Genomic DNA, 17,437 nt, shown 5'->3' on the forward strand with positions numbered 1-17,437 from the left:
GGCTTAAATGTTCCAGCGATCCGCGATGGCCGCCAGACGCTGCCTGAGATCGTCGAACTCGCCGGACAAGCGCAGCGTCAGCGAGACATAGCCAGCCCATTGCGGCGCAACGGTGCCCGCAATTCGCGCAAGCGAACAAGTACCACGCGGCGCCAGGCGCGCCACCACGCCATGGGTCAACGCGCGCGCCATGCCGATCAGCATGGCGCTGATGCGGCGGTTCTCTTCGGCAAGATGGTCGCGCACGAATGCCTTGGCCTGTTCATCGTCAACGCGCGGGCGCGTGGCCGCGAGCACTTCCAGCAGGCTGATGCACACGCGCATGGCGTGCTGGATGGCTTCGAGCTGGTCCATCGAGACATTGATCTCCTTGGCCACCGACGGCATCAGCGATCGCAGCTGTACCAGCAAGCTGCCTTGCAGGACCATGGCCTGCTGCAGCACGGCCCGGTCGAAGCCCGCATCGTTGACGATGGCCGTGTGCATCCTGGCGCAACTGCGCAGGGCCTCGGCCAGCTTGTAGCGCCACGTATAGGTGGCGTGCAGGGGCAGCGCGAAGGAGAACAGCAGTGCGATCGCGATGCCGATCAGCACATCCGCCGCGCGCCAGAGGCCGTCCGCAATGGCGTTCTCGCCATGGCCGGCGACGATAAAGATGGTAATGGCGGAGAGCAGCGCCACGTAGCCACCCTTGCCGATCGCGTGATACGCACAGATGGCGCAAGCGATGACGATCAGCGCGTAGCTGAGCAAGGGCGCGTGAAAATACGATTGCTGCAGGATGATCACCAGCCCCGCGCCCGCGCCGATCAGCGTGCCGAGCGCACGCTCGGCCGCCTTCTTGCGGATATTGCCGTGGTGCTGCAGGCCGCCGATGACCACCAGCAGCGTGATCGATGCCCATTCGCCATGAGGCAGGTGGATGCCCGTGGTCAGCGCAATGGACGTCAGCAGGCCAAGCGCCACCCTGGCGGCATGAATCACCTTGGCATGGCGGTAGCGGCGCGCCGGGTCCAGCACCGGGCGCAGCACGCGCCGCAGCCACGGATGGGCACGGGAAAGCAGCGTGCTGGTCATGCTCGCCCGCCGGCTTGCGCAATGCTTTCGTCCACGCGCTGCAGCAGACGGGTGATTCTTGGCAACATCCTCGGCTACCTGGCTGACAACGAAGAAACGCTGGGCGCGACCGCCCGGCTGGCACCAGCAAAAACTACGCTAGTGTCCTCCGCCTTTCGCCGTAAGGCAACCGGGGCCCGGGCACACAGGCACGCGCCTTGCGCCGTTTCAGCCTGCGGCGAAGGTCTCGCGGCCCTGCGCCACCAGCCGCACCAGCAGTGGCGCCGGCGTCCAGTGCTCGCCGTGGATGGCATTCAACGCCCGGATCTTCTCGAGCGTGCGGCCCAGGCCGATGGTCTCGGCATGGAACATCGGCCCGCCGCGCCAGGCAGGAAAGCCGTAGCCATGCACGTACACCACGTCGATATCCGCGGCGCGCCGCGCGATGCCCTCCTCCAGGATGCGCGCGCCCTCGTTGGCCAGCGCGAGCATGCAGCGCTCGACGATCTCCTCGTCACTCACCTCGCGGCGTTCGATGCCGGCTTCCGCCGCGCAGGCGCGGATCAGTGCGTCGACCGCCGGATCGGGCAGCGGCGCGCGGCTGCCGGCTTCGTAGCGGTAGTAGCCCGCATTGGTCTTCTGGCCGAAGCGGCCTTGCTCGCAGATGCGATCGGCCACCTTGGAGTAGCGCAGGTGCGCGGGCCGCGTCGGCGCGAGCCGCTTGCGCGTGGCCCAGTTGATATCCATGCCGGCAAGATCGGCCATGGCCAGCGGGCCCATGGCCATGCCAAAGCGCGTGAGCGCGCCGTCCACCTGTTGCGGCGATGCGCCCTCCTCCAGCAGGAAGCCGGCCTCGCGCCAGTATGGCGTGAGCATGCGGTTGCCGACAAACCCTTCGCACACGCACACCAGCACCGGGATCTTGCCGATGGCCTGGGCCATCTTCATGCAGGTGGCGATGACCTCCGGCGCGGTGCGCTCGCCCTGCACCACTTCCAGCAGCTTCATGACATTGGCCGGGCTGAAGAAGTGCAGCCCGATCACATCTTGCGGGCGCGAAGTGGACGCGGCGATCACGTCGATGCTCAGGCGCGAGGTATTGGTGGCGAGGATGGCGCCGGGCTTGCATAACGCGTCGAGCCGGGCGAACACGGCCTTTTTGACCGCCATGTCCTCGAAGACCGCTTCGATGACCAGGTCGGCGTCCGCCAGGGCGGCATCGGCCAGCGTGGGCGTGATGCATGCCATCCGCTGTGCAATCTCCTGCGCCGTGAGCTTGCCCTTGGCGGCCGTGATCTCGTAGTTGCGGCGGATCATGGCCAGCCCCCGATCCAGCGCGGCCTGCTGCTGCTCCAGCAAGGTCACCGCAATGCCGGCGTTGGCAAAGGCCATGGCAATGCCTGCGCCCATGGTGCCGGCGCCGAGAATGCCCACCCGCGCCACCGTGCGCAGCGATGCGCCTGCCGGCAGTGCTGCCACCTTGGGCGCCTCGCGCTCGGCGAAGAAGAGGTGGCGCAGCGCCTTCGATTCCGTGCCTGCCACGAGCTGGTCGAAGCGGGCACGTTCGTCGCCGAGACCGGCGTCGATCGGCAGGCGCGTGGCGGCTTGCACGCAAGCAATGGCGGCGCGTTGCGCCAGCGCATTGCGCGCCTTGGCGCTAACCGCCGCGCTGCGCGCTGCAAAGTCCACGCCAGCGGCATCGGCACAAGGCCTGCGCGCGATCACCGGATGGGCGCCCGGCAAACCGGCCACGCGCTCGGCGAAGGCCACGGCCGCGGCCAGCGGCTCGCCATCGATCAGTGCATCGGCCATGCCGAGTGCCACCGCCTTGTCACCGCGCACGGGCTTGCCGCCCTGGATCAGCTCCAGCGCCGCCGGTACGCCAATCAGGCGCGGCAGGCGCTGCGTGCCACCGCCGCCCGGCACCAGCCCGAGGTTGACCTCCGGCAGCCCCAGGCTGGCATCGGCGCTGGCGATGCGGTAGTGGCAACCGAGCGCCAGTTCCATGCCACCGCCCAGCGCCACGCCATGGATGGCGGCAACCACCGGCTTGGCCGACTGCTCGATGCGCGCGATCACCTGGCGCAGGGTGGGCTGCGCGCTGGCAGCCGGCGTATTGAACTGGCGGATATCCGCGCCGCCGCAGAACACCTTGCCGGCGCCGAGGATCACGATTGCCGCCACGGCATCGTCTTGCGTGGCCTGGGCGATGCCGTCGAACAGGCCAAGGCGCACGGTGTCCCCGAGGCCGTTCACGGGTGGGTTGTCGAGCAACAGGATGGCGATACGGCCCTGGCGCCCGTATTGCACCGTCGGCACCGTCGGCACCGTCGGCACCGTAGCGGTGAGCGGGGTGAAGACGGATGCCGAAGAACGGGAAGTCATAGGATTGCGCGGGCTCAAAGCGAGGTGGAGAGAATGGCCGTAGCCTGGCTGGACAGCACGCCGCCATTGCCATGCACCAGCGCAATGTCCGCGTCCTTGACCTGGCGGGCGCCCGCCTCGCGGCGCAGCTGCGTGACGGCCTCGATCACCAGGAAGATGCTGTACATGCCCGGGTGGAGGCAGGACAGCCCGCCGCCATTGGTGTTCATCGGGAACGCACCGCCCGGCTCGATGCGCCCACCAGACACGAAGGCGCCGCCCTCGCCCTTGGCGCAGAAGCCGAGATCCTCCAGGAACAGGATCGGGTTGATGGTGAACGCATCGTAGAGCTCCACCACGTCGATATCGTCCGGCGTCAGGCCCGCCTCGGTGAATGCCCTGCGCCCGGACTCCACGGCGGGCGTGACCGTCACATCGTCCATGCAGGAAATCTGCCGGTGCCAGTGGGCATGGCCGCAACCCAGCACATACACCGGGCTGGCGTGCAGGCCGCGCGCGCGGTCGGCCCGCGTGACCACGAATGCGCCGGCGCCATCGGTGACCAGGCAGCAATCACGCACCGTGAGCGGGTCCGAGATCATCTTCGCGTTGATGACGTCATCCACCGTAAGCGGGTCGCGCGAGAACGCATCGGGATTGAGCTGCGCCCACCTGCGCGCGGCCACGGCCACCTCGGCCAGTTGCGTGCGCGTGGTGCCGTACTGGTGCATGTGGCGTGCCGCGGCCAGCGCATAGCTGCTGGGCGGGTTGAAGGGCTTGTACGGGTGCTCGTAGGGCTGCGGGTCAAGCTCGGCCCGCATCTGGTTCTGGCGCGAGCTGCTCGGCACGCTGCGCGGCGTGCTGCCGTAGCAGATCAGTACGTTGTCGCATTCGCCCGCCTCGATCGCCATGGCGGCAATCTTCAGGTCAGCGATAAACGACGAGCCGCCAAACATCGTGCTATCGGAGAATCTCGGCCGGATGCCAAGGTACTCGGCCATGCGCATCACCCACCACGGCGAGGTGAGGCTGGAGGTGATGATGCCGTCGATCTGCTGCATGCGCAGTCCGCTGGCCTTCACCGCGGCATGCGCCGCCTGCGCGATGATCTCCTGCTCGGTACGCCCGCCGGCGTGGCCCAGGCCGGCCAGCCCGGTGCCGAGGATGGCGATGGCGCCGCGCTGCGAGCCGGATGTGCTTCTGGTGCTGCCCATCATTGCGTCTCTCCCGGCGTGAATACGAGCAACGGCCCGGCTTCCTCGTGCGCGACCTGCACCTGCACGCGCATGCCGATGCGCACCGCATCCGGCGCGACGCCGGTGATGCGGCTCATCATCCTTGGCCCTTCGTCCAGGTCGACCAGGCAGACGTTGTAGTCGCCCTCCCTGCGGCGCACCGTGGTGGTGGCGTACACGGTGCCGCGCCCCGAAGGCGCAAGCCATTCCAGCGCATCCGAGCCACAGTGCGGGCAAAGCACGCGTGGAAAGAAGTGCCACCGGCCACAATCCGCACAGCGGGGAATGACGAAGCGGCCCTGGGCCAGTTGCCCGAAGTAGAAGGCGTCCGCGCCCTGGGCGTGCTGCGTGGAAGATTCGTTATGCATCGACATGGCTCCGCCCTTGCTCGTTCACCGGCTCGTTCACCTGGCCGCCCACCTACTCGTCCACCTTCACGCCGGTAACCTGCACAGTGCGCTGCCACTTGGCCACCTCGGCCTCGACGTACTTGCGGAATTCCGCCGGCCCCAGCGTGCCCGCGGCTTCGGCGCTTTGCTTGCGCAGCTTGGCCGCCATCTCCGGCGAGCTCATGATGCGGTTGGCCTCCAGGTTCAGCCGCGCCACGATCTCCGGCGACGTGCCGGCTGGCGCGTACAGACCCAGCCAGGTGTAGAGGTCATAGTTCTTGAAACCGGCTTCGGCAATGGTCGGCAGATCGGGAAACAGCTTGCTGCGCTCCGCGCTGGTGACCGCGATCGGGCGCAGCTTGCCGGCCGCGATAAACGCCGACACGCTCATGGAATCCTGGAACACCATCGGAATCTGCCCCGCCACCACATCGTTGGTCGACGGCGACGCACCCTTGTACGGCACATGCACCAGCGGCACGCCCGCCACCTGCCGGAACAACTCGCCGGCAAGGTGCGTGGAGCCGCCGACCCCGGCCGAGCCATACGGCACGCTGGGCTGCGATTTAGCCCACTTGATGAACTCCGGCAACGTCTTGGCCGGCACCGATGGGTTCACCACCAGCATGTTCGGCGCCTTGGCGATCAATGCGATCGGCTCGAAATCCTTCACCGGCTGGTAGCGCACGTTCTTCTGCACGGCCGGCCCGATCACATGGCCGGTCGCGCTAAGCAGCAGCGTATAACCATCGTTGGGCTTGCGCGCCACATACTCGGTCGCGATCTGCCCGGCGGCGCCGGGACGGTTCTCCACCACAAAGCTCTGCTTGAACGCCTGCGACAGTTCGGCCGCCAGCAAACGCCCCACGATATCGGTCATGCCGCCGGGCGCGAATGCCACCACGATGGTGACAGGCTTGCTGGGATACGGGTCCGGCTGGGCCAGCGCGGGCGCGGAGGCTGTCAGGGAAATCAGGGAACTAAGGGCGCTGCCGCACAAGGCGAGCAGGCGCAGGCGGGCCTGGATGGATTTCACGGTGTCTCCGGTCTTTCGTTCTTGTGTGCCGCCGCCTGCTCGACAAGAGGCGGAGAACGCCAACATCGATGGCTTGGGGCTGCCGGCCAGTATATTTTTGTGGCCGGAGCCCGGCCATCCGAAAGATTCGAATCACCGGTTCGTGGAATTGGAACGCTTGGGGGGTGGTTATCAAAGCCGGCGGGCGCTTGGCAGTTGCTCCGCTATGCCGGCATTCCGGCCAGCTTGCGGGACTGCCGCCGTACGCCGTCGAGAATTGCGGCGGCCAGGTCGGCGGGGAAACCTGCAGGCAGGCCGGCCTCGACCGTGGACAGCACCAGGTCCGTTGCGGCGATCAGTTCCTGGATAAGCGCTTCGACGCTCTCCTTGCTCAAGCCGACCTGCCGGCCTTGTGCAAGCCAGTGCCTGCGGCGTATCTGCCCGATCAGGTAGTCGTTCTCGTTGCCGCGAACTGCCATGGCCAGCTTTGCTTTCTGCGGCGCGACCTGATTGCGGCCGGGCCCGATGATTGGGTGAGCCGAAAGCACATCGTAGAGCGGCGTGGACCGGTAACTGCCGCGCGGCAGTAGCGCAATGCTGAAATTCTTCGCATGGCCATCTGTCGCGGCAAGCAGCCAGAACACCAGTTGCGCTTTAAAGAAGTTGCGCCGGTCGGCTTCGGCCTGCTCGGAACCAGCAAGCATGTTCATCAGCGCCGTCATGCCGGGGCCGCCATCCGCCTGGTACTTCAGCAGCGCAGGTGTGCCCGTTGCCTGGCAGAGATCCTCTTGCGGAAGACGGACAATCCAACGCCCGTCGCTCGCCCGCCGGCGGTCGAAGCGCTCGACGATCAGCGCCTTCTGGTCTTCGAAGCGTGCGATGTCGCAGCGGGCCACGGGTAGCCCATAGCCGGCAACGATCTGCGCGCACAGCCACTCGTTCTCCACCGAGGTCCGCATGTCGGCCCGCATATTGCCCACCATGCCCAACGGCAGCTTGAAGATGTGGGTGGTCGGCGTGCTGCCGTGGGGCAACATCCACTGTCCTTGATGGTGGAGCAGCGCCGTCTTCTCTTGCGCCCCCGCAATCGACAGGCGTAGCTCGTCGTCGCCATCGTAAGCACCCAGTGGCGCGGCGCTCGTGGTGTCGCGAAGCACGCGTGCGACCTGCGCTTCAGACAATGGCCTGCCGTTGATCGTCGTCAGGTCGGCTGGCACATCCCCCTCCTCCAGCAACTGCAGCGCGCCAACGCAATCGCGCCCCAGCACGGCTAGCAGTTCGAACGGCGTGACGCCGCCGGTCCGGTAGCGTTGCGCGAGGCGACGCCGGATGGCATCGCTGTCCGGCAGCAGATTGTCGAAGAAATCGGTGACGATGCGGCCCTTGTAGGACGCATTGGCCGGCAGGAATGGGAGGGACAGCGAGAGCGGGCGCCCTTGCTCGTCCTGGATCCACTCGTCAAAGTAGGTCAGCGACTCCACCTGCGCGCGCTCCCAGATGCCGACTGGGACGCCGTTCATCCAGATCTGCAGCCTTTGCTTGTGTGAGCGGCGTCCCATGCCTACCAAGCCTCGCGCCGCTTCGGCACGGTGGGCGCGGTCGCCTTCGCGCGCTTAGGCTTGGCGGAGGCGGCGCTATCTTGCGCCACCCATGCAGTCGCCGCGGTGCCTTGTCCCGGCGCCGACTGACAGGCGCTGGGACGCATGGCAGCCTGTGAGGCCACCGGACTCAATACCAGTTCCACCCCAAGAACTTGCAGGGTCCGGTAGAGACGCTCAATACTGGCCGCGGCTGGGTTGGCCTCCAGTTGGGCATAGGACTGCTGCGTGATGCCCAGCTTGGCGGCAACCTCCGCCTGCGTCAGGTGACTGGCCTTGCGAAAGCCTTGCAGGATGGGACGTAGCTGGCTGATGGCTTTGATGGGATAGTCCACGGCGATCTCCGGCACATGTTACTTACCCGACAAAGTATAACTTGTAAAAACAAAATACAGGCCAAAGATTGTAAATTCAAAATACAATCCATGCACTGTATTTCATCCAGACTCAGCCTCCGGTAAACAACTGGCTCGGCGCGATGTACACCCGGATCCCCCTGGCCTGCGCCATCGCCGGGAAGATGGTCCTCATGTCGACCGAGGTCCCGCCGATGGCCTCCAGGAACGTCCAGCCGACGGTCTTGTCGCCGGCGCGGAAGGCCACCGATTCGCCGGATGCCGCGTTCACGTAGTTCATGCCCGGGACCAGCGTGACCGTGCGGGTCGTCGTGCTCACGTCGGCGGGACTGCCGAACAGGGCGGCGACACGGGCGGCTTTCGTGGCCGGCGTGGCGCTCCAGGCGGAGGGGCTGGCGGCGGCGATGCCGACGAGGGAGAGTGCCAGAGCGGCGGCGAGCGTTTGCTTCTTGTTCATCATTTTTCCTTGTGCCTACCCTTGTCAGATTTGGGTACACGAGGAAAGTGTAGCGACGATGAATCTATTCTAAAAATGATATATTCATCACACATTCAGTCGCTTTTTTCATGCTCAGTGATGACGCCGGCAACTACGCGACCGGGGCGCCATCCTCCCGCGTGGCGGCAACACGCGGATCATTGAGCAGGAATTGCACGAACGCCGCCGTGAAGGACGGCAGCTTGCCTTCGGCGCGCACGATCAGGTTCAGCTCGCGGCGGGCCCAGGTTTCCGCCAGCCGCACGCCAGCTATCCGGGCATCGCGCAGGGCCGCCGCGGCCACGCTGCGCGGTACCAGCGCCACGCCCACGCCGGCTTCGACCAGTGACAACGCGGCCTCGAAGCTATGGGCGTGCAGCCGCACGTTGGGGCTTTTTCCGGCGCGCTGCGCCATATCGCGCAGGAAGAGGAAGTTGCTGCTGCCGCGGCTCATGCACACGAAATCGAAATCCAGCGCGGCACCGAAGCGCAGTTCGGCCTGGCGCGCCAGCGGGTGGCCGTTGGGCACCGCCAGGATCAGTTCGTCCACCGCGTAACGCACGGCACGGACGTCGCTGGCATCGATATCGCCAGCCAGAATGCCGATATCGGCCTCTTGCGCAGCCACGGCGCACGGGATCGCCTGGCTGGCGCGCTCTTCCAGGTCGATGTTGACGTCCGGGTTGGCGGCCAGGAAGCGGCTCACGCTGGGGATGATAAAACCGTTGAGCGAACTGCTGTTGGCCAGCAGCCGGATATGGCCCTTGAGTCCGGCGGAAAAGCGCCCGACTTCGCCATGCATGCGCTCCACGCCGCGCAGCAGTTCACGCACGTGCACCAGCAAGGTCTCGCCGGCAGGGGTGAGTTCCATGCCGCGCGCGCTGCGCACGAACAAGGCCGTGCCCATCGCGTGCTCGAGATTCTTGAGGCGGTAGCTGGCGGCGGATGCCGTGATGTGGCTGGCAGAGGCGCCACTGGACAGGCTCTGCGCTTCTGCAATCGCCTGGAACAGGCGCAGGTCGGTGAGCTCGTATCGCACTGTGTCTCCGGGGGCTGTCTTGTTGCTTCGCTGTTTGCCACTTGTGGCCGCGCGCGAGACAAAGCAGACGGCCCCGCGCAAGGGGGCTCATTCTAGAGCATTGCGCGGGGCCGGCCCCGGGGACGCAGGGATGGAGATGCGTGCTTAGATCAGCGTCAGGCGCACGTCGATATTGCCACGCGTGGCATTCGAGTACGGGCAGACCACGTGCGCCTTGTCGACCAGGTCTTGCGCGACGGCGCGGTCCAGGCCGGGCAGCGCGATGTTCAGGTCCACCTCGATGCCAAACCCGGTGGGAATGGCGCCGATGCCGACCTGGCCGGTGATGGCGGTGTCGGCAGGCAGTGCCACCTTGTCACGCGCCGCCACGAACTTCAGCGCGCCGAGAAAGCAAGCCGAGTAGCCCGCCGCGAACAGCTGCTCCGGGTTGGTGCCGGCGCCGCCCGCGCCACCCAGCTCGCGCGGGGTGGCCAGCTTGATATCCAGGGCGCCATCGGACGACACGGCGCGGCCGTCACGGCCTCCGGTTGCGGTGGCGGAAGCACGGTAGAGGACTTTTTCGATCGACATGATGACACTCCTGGCTAGTTGATAAAACTGGCTCATCGAGCCTTGGGTTGGAGAAAGCCTGTTCGCTTTCCACATTTAATAGTTTGCTATTAAATAGCACGCTATATATTAGACAACCAAAACGGGCTGTCAAGTTGTTCAGCCCGCCATCCGCCGCTGCTCCCATCGCGCCGGCGCCTTGATCCTTAGCTGCCGGCTGCTACGGCAAACCGCTCGCGCAACTGGTCCAGCTCCGCCTTCACGGCCATCACCTGATCGACGCTGCAGCCAGAGGCACACAGCACCGCGCGGGGCACCGCCTGCGCCGGCTCCTTGAGCGCATGGCCTTCGGCGGTGAGCGTGACAATGACCTGCCGCTCGTCGGCAACGGCACGTTCACGCCGCAGCAGCAGCTGCGCTTCCATGCGCTTGAGCAGCGGGGTCAGCGTGGCCGAATCCAGATGCAGGCGGCCGCCGATTTCCGACACGGTCAGGCCATCGGCTTCCCACAGCACCATCATCACCAGATACTGCGGATATGTCAGGCCCAGCGGTGCCAGCAACTTGCGGTACAGCTTGTTCAGCGCAAGCGACGTGGCGTACACGGAAAAGCAGAACTGCTGGTCCAGAAGCAGCGCCGACGCGGCGTTTGCCGTGGCGTCGTGTGCTGCCTGCTTGGTCCGGGAGGTGCGTTTCGTGTCCATGGGCTGAAATATATATAGCGCGCGATTCAATTGCAAGCTATTTTTCTCTTACCGAACCAGCCCTTACCGGCCCTTGCAAGGCCGTCGTAGCCATGGCGCCTCACATCAACGTGCGGAATTCAGCCCGCTTGAAACGCGTCAAGCAGAAAAAGGGTCCGTCGGCGTGCCCTGGTGAAACGACATCTGCCAACCCTTGTCAGTCAGCGTCCAGATCGAGGTGCGCAAGGTGTGCCGCTCCAGCCGGCTGTCCGGCTGCTGGCAGGCAGAGCGGTAGTTCAGCATGGCCACGCCCGGCGCAAGCGGGCGCAGCGAGAAATCCTGCGCCCAGATCGTGCCCGAGGCGGCTTCGGTGGGCAGTTGGTCGAGCGTGTCGGCCTTGGTGTAGATGCCACCGGAGCGGCCGAACTCCAGGAAGTCGTCGTGCAGCAGCGCGTCCAGCCGATGGCGGTCGCCGCGCGCGGCGGGACGGTGCAGTTCGGTTTCGAGTTGCCGGAGCAAGGGCAGCAAATCGATCTCTTGGTTCTCGTTGTTCATGTCGTGGTGCTCCTTGGCGTTCCCTGGCGCGGCGTTCCTGCCAGCGCTCTGCATTTCCGCGTCACTGCGCGTCGTCGTCCATGCCAATGGCAGTCGTGTCGATTCTCTCGACCTTGCCTTTTTGCCGCACCTCCGTGCGCAGCACGAACGCTTCCGTCGGACAGTACCAGTCGGTGACGCTCATGATCGCGGGCTCGGTCTGGATGAGGTCATCGCCCATCATCAAAGGCCCCAGCGAGGTGCGCTTTTCGTAAGTGATCGGCATGCATTCGCGGCGGCCCAGCATGGTCTCGATAGATTGCGCACGGCCGACGCGCCGCTCGCCAACCGAGACCGAGGCCGATGGCGCGCGAATGGTCGTGACCATCTCGTCCGTAGCCAGGCTGTGGATCTCGAGATCCAGGCTGGAACTGAGCGTCTCGCCCGGCAGCACCACGCCCTCCCGTATCGCAAGGCCGGCGTAGCTGAGCACGCCTTTGCCCTGGAACGATGCCTGCCCGAACAACCGCGTGTAGCGCGCCTGCGCATTGATGGTGGCGCGCTGGCTGCTCACGCTGCCGACCGAGCCGGCCGTGGCGCCGCGGTCGAACGTCATCTTGTGGACCTGGTCCATCACCACCGGCGGGCCCATCATGGCCGCCAGCGCCGACTTCGAGTGAATCGACAGCCAGGCGCTGCAGCCATTTTCCGTGAGCGTCGGGTTCCGGATAGTCATGGTGATCGACATCGGCATGTCGCCACTGGCCTCCATCTGCGCCCGCGCGCCGGACTGGAACCACGGCGCGTCGCAGATGGTGCCGGGCACGCCCTGCGCCGGGCTGTCGATGGGGCCTTGCTGCGCCAGGGCTTCATCGGCGAGCCCGCATAGCAGCAAGGGAAGCAGCACCGCACCCAGCCGCCTGAAGGCGGGCTTCGGCCCGTGAGGGTTAGCAGTCATGTGGTTTCCCGAGCAAAAATCCTGCCGCTGGCGCTTCCCCATGGGTCGGGGTTTCAACCCGGACGGGCCGCCAGCACGCCCAGAAGGTAGCACTTGGCATGACGCCCCACAACCCGGATTGGCGCGAGCACCGGAGAATCCAAGCTCGGGCAGAAACTGCTTAATTCGGCCCTCGGCCGGATTGCGGCGGAACGGGCGCCGCCGGGCCGGGACGGCCACTGAACACGGGATAAGGCACGCCGCGCGCCGGATCCGCCGCGGTCTGGTCGATCACGATCTCCACATCGGCAACCTGACGCAGTGCGGCCATGAAGGGCTGCGCGGGCAAGGACAAAGAGCGCACGGGCACGGCAAGCTCCTTGATGGCGGCTCTCGTCTGCGTAGGATAGAACCGGCTGGCTTGCGCGCAAAGCCCGGCCAGGCGCGAGCGCCCAGGCTCAGCCGCCCTGCTTGCGCGCCAGCCAGGCGCCCCAGAACAAGCTGCCGAAGAAGCGTTGCGGCGCGGCAAAGCCCGCCTCGGCCAGCAGCGCCTGCACGGCAGCCTCCGAGTGTGGCGGGTCCGCGCCTTGCAGGATCTTGCCCAGCTTGGCCTGGACCTCGTCGGCGCTGGCGCCTTGCATGCGCCAGCGCTCGCCCCACGCAGCCAGCAGCAGCGGCTCGCTGGCATAGGCGCGGTAATTGCCGGCGAGAATCAGCGGCGCGCCGGGTTTCAGGCGGGCAGCGATGGCGCGCAAGATATCGCGCTTGGCTTCGTCCCCCGGCAGGTGATGCAGCACGCCGATCAACGTGGCGGCGTCGAAACGCGGCGTGGCGGGCAGGTCCTCCACCACGCCCGGCACGGCATGCGTGCGCTCGGCCAGCCCGGCCTGGGCGACGCGCGCCATGGCAAGGTCCAGCATCGGCGCCGACGGATCGACCGCCGTGAAACGCCACGCCGGCTCCAGCCTGGCCGCGCAGACGATCTCCTGCGCCGTGCCGCCGGCGCCTACCACCAGCACCTCGGCCGCGCGCCCGGCGCCAAGCGTTGCCGCCAGCATGCAGGCGGACAGCTCATGGCAGGCGTCGTAGCCAGCCAGCGCGATGCGGCTTTGCTTTTCGTACTCGCCAGCGCGGCTGGGGTCGAATTTGGCGGCGGGATCGGTGGCGGCGGTTTGATTGGGGGTCATGGAAGCGTTCCTCTTCGTTCGCTCTGTCTTGTTGCGGGGAGATGACCCTTAACAGCCTAAAGGGCCAGTCCCGGCGCGACAAGATGACAACTTATGCTGGTATGAGACCTACCAGCACAAGATCGAATACAAAAGCGGAAACGAACCCGTCGCGAAGGCATCGACGCGGCAGATGGAACGCACCCCGGCGCATCGACGCACCAACGTACAATCTGCGCATTCCAAAAATAGCCCAAGGAGACAGCGATGGCATTCATCGGCCCCGATGTGAGCTTGCACCCCACCGCCTACGTGCATGAATCGGCCTACCTCTATGGCAAGATCACCGTGCATGAGGGCGCATCGATCTGGATCAATGTGGCGGCGCGCGCCGAGAGCCGGGAAATCGTGATCGGCGCCTACACCAATATCCAGGACTTCGCGATGCTGCATATCGGCGAGCGCACGCCGACCATCATCGGCAGTCACTGCTCGATCACCCACCACTGCACCATCCACGGCTGCACGATCGGCGACAACTGCCTGATCGGCATCAACGCCACGATCATGGACGGCTGCGTGATCGGCGATAACTGCATCATTGCCGGGCACGCTTTCCTCAAGGAAGGCACCGTGATCCCGCCCAACTCCATCGTGATGGGCAGCCCGGGCAAGGTCACGCGCACGCAGAACAACTATGTGCGCAACCGGCTCAATGCGTTCTTGTATTACAAGAACGCGCTGGCCTATGCGGAGCAGAATTATCGGGCGTGGGAAGGGCCGGCGTTCTCGGCACAGATGATGCGGGAGGTGGAAAGGCTGCAGGCGGAGTTGGACGCGATTGCCGGCACTTGACCGCACTGCACTTGGCATTTGCCGCACCGCAGCCGGGCTCGCTTGATATCCGCGTCAGCGCGATCACCTCGTTCCTTGTCTCGTGTTTCCGGACAGCCTGGCAGCCGGGCAGCTAGACCAGCCCGATATCCACCGCCCGGGTATCGGGAAACACATGCGCCAGGCGCGTATCGTCCAGCCCGTACAGGCGCTTGAAGATCCCGCCCAGCATCGCGCGGTATTCATTGAGCACCGGCCAGTCTCGATTCTGGTTCAGCGTGCGCTGCTCCACCGCCACTTGCTCGCCAGCGATGCGCCCGCCACGCACGGCGCCGCCGGCCACCCAGTACGCCGTGCCGTGACCATGGTCGGTGCCGCGCGTGCCATTCTCGCGGAAGGTGCGGCCGAATTCGGAGACCACCACCACGGTGGTCTTGCTCCACGCCGGCCCGATCTCGTCCGCGAATCCGGAGATGCCGCGCCCGAGGTTATCGAGCAGGTTGGCCAGTTGCCCCTGCGCGCCGCCCTGGTTCACGTGCGTATCCCAGCCGCCGACATCGATAAAGCCAAGATTGAAACGCTCGCGCATCAGCCCCGCCATGCGGCGCGCTTCCACCTCGAAGCCCTTGGCGCTGAGTGCGCGGCGGTTGGCCGCCTGCATCTCCTGCATGCGGCCCGCCATGTCCGGCTCGGCCTGCGCGGGCAGGTTCGCGGCCATCATGCTGTTGCGCCGCTGCATGGCCTCGGCCTCCTGCGCCACGGTCTGGCGCAGCTCGAAGCCCTCGTTGATCAGCGACTCGAAGCGCGTGCCGCGATACATCTGCGCAAGCACGCGGGTCTGGCGCTCGTCGAAGGGCGTGCGTCCGGTTCCCTTGAGCGAGACGTTGGGCACGGTGAGCGCGCCGCTGAGCACCATCGGCAGGCCGTCGGTAAAGGCGACGGGCGCGGCGCGTCCGCCCATGGATTCGGCCAGCCGGTTGAGAAAGCCGGTGCCGCGCAACGAGGCATCGATGCGTCCGCTGCCCTTGCCGTTGCCGGCTAGCGGCAAGCCGGCCTCGACCCCGTCCTGCGTCTCGAAGTGGCTGCGCGAGAGGTCATCGGTGCCGGCAAACGGCACGAACGCAAGCTGCTGCTTCTGCCACAGCGGCAACAGGCTGTCCTTGAGCGCGGGGTGCAGCGCCCAGGCATCGATGCCCCTGCCCGCGCCGCCATCGAAGGCTTGCGCCAGCGACAGCGCGGCGCGCGGATCGGCCGGAGCGCCCTGCGTCACCGGCCTGGCAATGGCGATGGTCGGGCGCGATGCGTAGTAGAAATCGCTGCCCGCGGGCACCAGCACGTTGGTGGCATCGTAGCCACCACGCAGGAACACCAGCAGGAAACGCGCATCGGCCTGCTGCGGCAGCGCGTAGGCGCGCGAGAGGATGCCGGGCGCCAATGCCGCCAGTCCGGCCAGCCCCGCGCCCTTTAGCCAGTCACGTCGTTGCATGGGGTACTCCTTGTTCAGGGCGGACTGCTCAGTCCTGCATCCATTCGGGCGACGACAGCAAGATGGTGTTCCACTCCGCCTGCGACGTCGCCTGCGTCATCGCGGTGCGCGTGGCGGGGCCGAGCGTGGATTCGATGCTGTCGAAGAACACGCGGTTGGTCAGCAAAGGAAAGCCGGTGCGCTCGGCCGGCTTGCCGTCATCCTTGGAGAACAGCCCGGCCTGCCCCGAGCCAATGGCGCGCGCGATCTCGAATCGCTTGACCATCTGCCCGGAGCTGGCCCATGCGCTCTCCGCTGCCGGGAAGCCGTCCGGCGTGATGCGGCCATAGAGCGGCTCGCCAAGCTGGTTAAGCCAGCCGATGGCGGGGCGCAGGTTGGCCACCGTGCGGCCGTCATACGCCAGCCGCAGCGACGAAGCCACGAACTGCATCGGGTCCTTGAACTTGCGTGTGCCGGAGGCCAGCGTGGTGTTCAGCTCAGGCGACAGGAACAGCGTGCGCAGCACCGCCGCGATATCGCCATCGGTCTGCGTAAACGTACCTGCCATGCGATTGACGAGCGACGGCGCTGGCGTATCGCCGACGAAGTGCGCGGCGAGCTTGTAGGAGATGAAGCGCGCGGTGGCCGGATCGCGGCTGAGAATCTCCACGGCCTGCTCCACCTCGTGGAAACCGCTCGGCTCGATGCGATGGCCAAGCAAGGTCTTGGGCCCGAAGTCGTGCCGGTTCGGGTTGAACTCGAACAGCCCGCTCGCGCGGTAAAACGCCTGCTTTTGCGGCGCGAGCTTGGGCGGCTCGCCGCTGGCGTTGATGCCCAGGCCGGTCAGCACGCGGGCCAGCTCCTGCACATCCTGCTGCGTGTAACGCGAGCCGCTCGGGCCGCCGGCCACGCCCAGCGTGTGCAGCTCCATCAGCTCGCGCGCATAGTTCTCGTTGATGCGGTTGACCGCGCTCTGCGCGTTGTCCAGGTACTCCAGCATGGCGGGCGATGTCACGGTCGCCATCAGCAGGTCGCGGAACTTGCCCAGCGCATGCGGGCGCACCGCCTTGTCCTCGTAGTCGGCCAGTACCCAACGCACCGAGCCCTTGCCGGAGTACACGCTGAAGTGGTTCATCCAGAACCACGTCATCTGCTCGCGCAGCTGCGCGGGCGAGTAGAGGGCACGCAGCAGATGGCGGCGGCTGGTGTCGAGCACCGCGTCGTTGCCGCTGCGGTTGAGCGCGTCGCGCGCCTTCTGCTTTTCGTCTTCGTCGGTAAGGGTATTGATGCGCTGCTGCTCGGCGCGCACGCTGCGCAGCCTTTGCTCACCGCTTTGCTGGGCAATGCTCAGCGCCCCGATGGTGGCGGCAAGCTCGCCCGTATCGGTGCCGGGCGCCTTGAGTTGCTCTTCGAGATAGCGCTCGCGCCCCAGCTTGCGCAGGCGCTCGATGCTGGACTGGTTGGCGCCGAAGGTAACGGTGTTGAGCCAGTGCAGGTCGGCCGGCTTCAGGGCCGCACCGGTTGTACCCTGCGGCGCGCTGCCGCCTTGCGCGCAGGCACCCAGCAGGCCTGCGGCCGCACTCAGGAGGCAAACCGACATCAGGCGGGACATCGTGCGTGACCGCAGGCGTGAAATGCGCAAGGACATGGCTGGCCTGTCTCGAACCCCGAGGGGTGACACCGCTCTTACGCTGGCCGACGGGATTTGGTTGACGTGGATTCACCCGATATCCAGCCTG

18 protein-coding genes are annotated in these 17,437 nt (G+C 66.3%); 1 reads left to right on the top strand and 17 read right to left on the bottom strand.

Features of this window, described 5'->3' with window-relative positions; genetic code table 11:
• Positions 1-3 precede the first annotated feature (3 nt).
• The 15 genes from AC1RWI_RS07075 to AC1RWI_RS07145 form a co-directional block, all read right to left on the bottom strand.
• Positions 4-1,077 (bottom strand): FUSC family protein, encoded by a 1,074-nt coding sequence (locus AC1RWI_RS07075; RefSeq protein WP_043353200.1) that lies wholly within the window; start codon positions 1,075-1,077, stop codon positions 4-6.
• A 207-nt stretch (positions 1,078-1,284) separates the two neighbouring features.
• Positions 1,285-3,441 carry a 3-hydroxyacyl-CoA dehydrogenase NAD-binding domain-containing protein gene (locus tag AC1RWI_RS07080; protein WP_492865335.1) on the bottom strand — a complete coding sequence of 719 codons (2,157 nt, stop codon included), beginning with the start codon at positions 3,439-3,441 and terminating at the stop codon, positions 1,285-1,287.
• A 14-nt stretch (positions 3,442-3,455) separates the two neighbouring features.
• Complete coding sequence (locus AC1RWI_RS07085; protein WP_492865337.1) at positions 3,456-4,637, bottom strand: thiolase family protein; 1,182 nt, start codon at positions 4,635-4,637, stop codon at positions 3,456-3,458.
• Positions 4,634-5,023: a Zn-ribbon domain-containing OB-fold protein gene (locus tag AC1RWI_RS07090; protein ID WP_043357646.1), complete on the bottom strand. Its 390-nt coding sequence runs from the start codon at positions 5,021-5,023 to the stop codon at positions 4,634-4,636. The genes AC1RWI_RS07085 and AC1RWI_RS07090 overlap by 4 nt, the downstream gene beginning before the upstream one ends.
• A 52-nt stretch (positions 5,024-5,075) precedes the next feature.
• Positions 5,076-6,080 carry a tripartite tricarboxylate transporter substrate binding protein gene (locus AC1RWI_RS07095; protein ID WP_492865339.1) on the bottom strand — a complete coding sequence of 335 codons (1,005 nt, stop codon included), beginning with the start codon at positions 6,078-6,080 and terminating at the stop codon, positions 5,076-5,078.
• 203 nt (positions 6,081-6,283) lie between these two features.
• A complete protein-coding gene (locus AC1RWI_RS07100) occupies positions 6,284-7,618 on the bottom strand; it encodes a type II toxin-antitoxin system HipA family toxin (protein WP_492865341.1) in 1,335 nt (444 codons plus the stop codon).
• Between the two features lie 2 nt (positions 7,619-7,620).
• Positions 7,621-7,992, bottom strand: coding sequence for a helix-turn-helix domain-containing protein (locus AC1RWI_RS07105; protein ID WP_043353192.1), 372 nt, complete (start codon positions 7,990-7,992; stop codon positions 7,621-7,623).
• A 112-nt stretch (positions 7,993-8,104) separates the two neighbouring features.
• Positions 8,105-8,473 carry a CzcE family metal-binding protein gene (locus tag AC1RWI_RS07110; protein WP_236702162.1) on the bottom strand — a complete coding sequence of 123 codons (369 nt, stop codon included), beginning with the start codon at positions 8,471-8,473 and terminating at the stop codon, positions 8,105-8,107.
• 130 nt (positions 8,474-8,603) lie between these two features.
• Positions 8,604-9,530 carry a LysR family transcriptional regulator gene (locus tag AC1RWI_RS07115; RefSeq protein WP_043353186.1) on the bottom strand — a complete coding sequence of 309 codons (927 nt, stop codon included), beginning with the start codon at positions 9,528-9,530 and terminating at the stop codon, positions 8,604-8,606.
• 144 nt (positions 9,531-9,674) lie between these two features.
• Entirely contained in the window at positions 9,675-10,100 is a 426-nt protein-coding gene (locus AC1RWI_RS07120) for an organic hydroperoxide resistance protein (RefSeq protein ID WP_043353183.1), read from the bottom strand.
• Positions 10,101-10,285: 185 nt separating this feature from the next.
• On the bottom strand, positions 10,286-10,783 hold the full coding sequence (locus AC1RWI_RS07125; RefSeq protein ID WP_043353180.1) for a MarR family winged helix-turn-helix transcriptional regulator: 498 nt from the start codon (positions 10,781-10,783) through the stop codon (positions 10,286-10,288).
• A gap of 138 nt (positions 10,784-10,921) precedes the next feature.
• Positions 10,922-11,317 carry a nuclear transport factor 2 family protein gene (locus AC1RWI_RS07130; protein WP_063778451.1) on the bottom strand — a complete coding sequence of 132 codons (396 nt, stop codon included), beginning with the start codon at positions 11,315-11,317 and terminating at the stop codon, positions 10,922-10,924.
• Positions 11,318-11,378: 61 nt separating this feature from the next.
• Positions 11,379-12,254, bottom strand: coding sequence for a hypothetical protein (locus AC1RWI_RS07135; RefSeq protein ID WP_492865345.1), 876 nt, complete (start codon positions 12,252-12,254; stop codon positions 11,379-11,381).
• A gap of 160 nt (positions 12,255-12,414) precedes the next feature.
• A complete protein-coding gene (locus tag AC1RWI_RS07140) occupies positions 12,415-12,603 on the bottom strand; it encodes a hypothetical protein (RefSeq protein WP_492865347.1) in 189 nt (62 codons plus the stop codon).
• A gap of 88 nt (positions 12,604-12,691) precedes the next feature.
• Positions 12,692-13,420, bottom strand: coding sequence for an SAM-dependent methyltransferase (locus AC1RWI_RS07145; protein WP_492865349.1), 729 nt, complete (start codon positions 13,418-13,420; stop codon positions 12,692-12,694).
• Between the two features lie 246 nt (positions 13,421-13,666).
• Between AC1RWI_RS07145 and AC1RWI_RS07150 the strand changes: the two genes are divergently transcribed.
• Entirely contained in the window at positions 13,667-14,254 is a 588-nt protein-coding gene (locus AC1RWI_RS07150; RefSeq protein WP_043353177.1) for a gamma carbonic anhydrase family protein, read from the top strand.
• 112 nt (positions 14,255-14,366) lie between these two features.
• Here the strand turns inward: AC1RWI_RS07150 and AC1RWI_RS07155 are convergent, their stop codons facing one another.
• Positions 14,367-15,719 carry a DUF1501 domain-containing protein gene (locus AC1RWI_RS07155; RefSeq protein ID WP_492865351.1) on the bottom strand — a complete coding sequence of 451 codons (1,353 nt, stop codon included), beginning with the start codon at positions 15,717-15,719 and terminating at the stop codon, positions 14,367-14,369.
• A gap of 28 nt (positions 15,720-15,747) precedes the next feature.
• Entirely contained in the window at positions 15,748-17,346 is a 1,599-nt protein-coding gene (locus AC1RWI_RS07160) for a DUF1800 domain-containing protein (RefSeq protein WP_492865353.1), read from the bottom strand.
• Between the last annotated feature and the right edge of the window lie 91 nt (positions 17,347-17,437).

The sequence above is a fragment of the Cupriavidus sp. MPR-AND1C genome (genome assembly GCF_058809705.1).